General features: G+C 45.7%; 3 protein-coding genes. 1 reads left to right on the top strand and 2 read right to left on the bottom strand.

Annotated features, from left to right (window positions below):
• Nucleotides 1–741, bottom strand: a 741-nt coding sequence (locus KDK18_RS08185) for a WD40 repeat domain-containing protein (protein ID WP_257254415.1), incomplete at its 3' end; no start/stop codon positions are given.
• A 54-nt stretch (nt 742–795) separates the two neighbouring features.
• On the opposite strand from KDK18_RS08185, the gene KDK18_RS08190 reads away from it, so the two are divergent.
• A complete protein-coding gene (locus KDK18_RS08190) occupies nt 796–933 on the top strand; it encodes a hypothetical protein (RefSeq protein ID WP_257254416.1) in 138 nt (45 codons plus the stop codon).
• 10 nt (nt 934–943) lie between these two features.
• On the opposite strand, the gene KDK18_RS08195 is transcribed toward KDK18_RS08190, so the two are convergent.
• The coding region (locus KDK18_RS08195; protein ID WP_257254417.1) for a WD40 repeat domain-containing protein at nt 944–1,973 on the bottom strand (1,030 nt) is incomplete at its 5' end.

Consider the following 1,973-nt stretch of genomic DNA (forward strand, 5'->3'; position numbering starts at 1 on the left):
CAGAGCATAAATTTTTGCGGTTTTATCGTTACTTGCGGTCACCACATGGCGGCCACTGGCACTGAAGGTGGCCTCATTGATACTGTTATCATGGGAAATAGTGGCTTTTACTGTCCATGATTCACAGCAATAGATTTTCAACGTTTTATTGTCACTGACGATCAAAATATGGCGACTATCGAGGCCGAAGCTTGCCAATTTCTTTGTAGCAGTGGTGTGCAAGTTCCGTGTAGCAAAGATGGGGAGAGTGGCTTTTGTCTCCAATTTAAATGTTTTACATTCAGACATCAGTTTAGTGATAGAGGAAAAGAACAGCGCAGGAAAATAAACACTCGTTTGGCAATCCATGATTGACTTGATTAATGCCTCATCCTTTGTAAAGCGCCTCAACCAATCCTCGAGTTGATCTTTATCTTTTGCAGTGACGATTGTCTCCATCAGAGCCTGCTGTGATGAAGGAAATTGGCGATACCAGGCCCTTGCTATTGAAGTATCGTTTTTGATTGTACTGTTCATGTATGAATTTACCCGTGTTAAACGGGTAATATCATGAGCCTGCAAATAGGAATAAATTTTGGATTGTATTTCCAGTGGTAAATCGAGCAATAATGAAAGCTCTTTCTTGTCACGCACAATGACGTTCCTGCCCATAGCGGTACCACTGGTTCTTTCTGATCGAGCTTGATCCGGTGTTGATGGGAGTGAACCACCAAAGCAGGAAAGGTTTCTTATTAAATTCATAGTTTGTTTTTCAATCGTTATTATTTCACTTTGGTGAGCAGGGATATTCAAATTTTGAGCACAAGCGACAATCCGGCAGAAAGGCAACTGGCTCAGGATATTTTTGCCCAATCAGGTAACGGCGCTTTAGGTGACTTGCCCGGAGAGGGCAAACGGTTTGCCGGGTTAATGTGGGGCCGGGCTAACGAGTGACAGCAAATAATCAGTCATCCATCCTTAGTTCAGTGATTTTCACCGTATTATTGTCGTGGATGGTCAACACATGGCCATCGGCACTGAAGATGGCTGACCTGATTCCACTGTTATCGTCGTGGATGGTCAACACATGGCCACCGGCTCTGAAGGTGGCTGACCTGATTCTACTGCGATGGGAAATGGTGGCTTTTTCTTTCCATGATCCATCGCTTAACTGGCCATAAATTTTCGCCGTTTTATCGTTTCTGGTTGTGACTATATGACGGCCATCGAGGCTAAAGGCTGCTGATTTGAAACCAGAAACATGGGAAATGGTCGCTTTTTTTTTCCAGGATCCATTGTCCATCTGGCCATAGATTTTCAACTTATTATCTCCACTGTGGATGATCACATGGCGGCTATCGGCACTAAAGGTGACGGATTTAATGCTCTCCAAATAATAGGAAATGGTCGTTTTTTTTTCCCACGATCCATCGTTCTTATGGCCATAGATTTTCGATTTTTTATCTTCACTGCGGGTGATCACACAGCGGCTATCGGGGCTAAAGGTGGCTGAGTAGACCCGATCACCATGGGAAATAGTGGTTGTTTCTTCCCATGATCCGTCGTCCTTCTTGCCGCAGATTATCGCCTTGCCATCGTTACTGGCGGTCACTAAATGGCGGTTATCGGCGCTGAATGTCGCTGATAAGACTGAACCCTCGTGGGTAATGATGGCTTTTTCTTCCCATGATCCATCGGCCTCCAGGCCATGGATTTTCGCCCGAACGAAGCTGGTGGTCACCACATGGCGGCCATCGGTGCTGAAGGTGGCTGACTTGACAGGACTATCATGGGAAATCGTGACTTTTTTCACCCATGATCCATCGTCCTGCATGCCACAGATTCTCGCCATGCTGCCTCCCATACAGACAGTCAATAAATAGCGACCATCGGCGCTGAGGGTGGCAGACTTGACAGGGCTATCATGGGAAATAATGGTTTTTTCTACCCATGACTCATCGTCTTGCTTGCCATAGATTTTCGCCTTGCCATCT

The sequence above is a fragment of the Endozoicomonas sp. SESOKO3 genome (genome assembly GCF_024606255.1).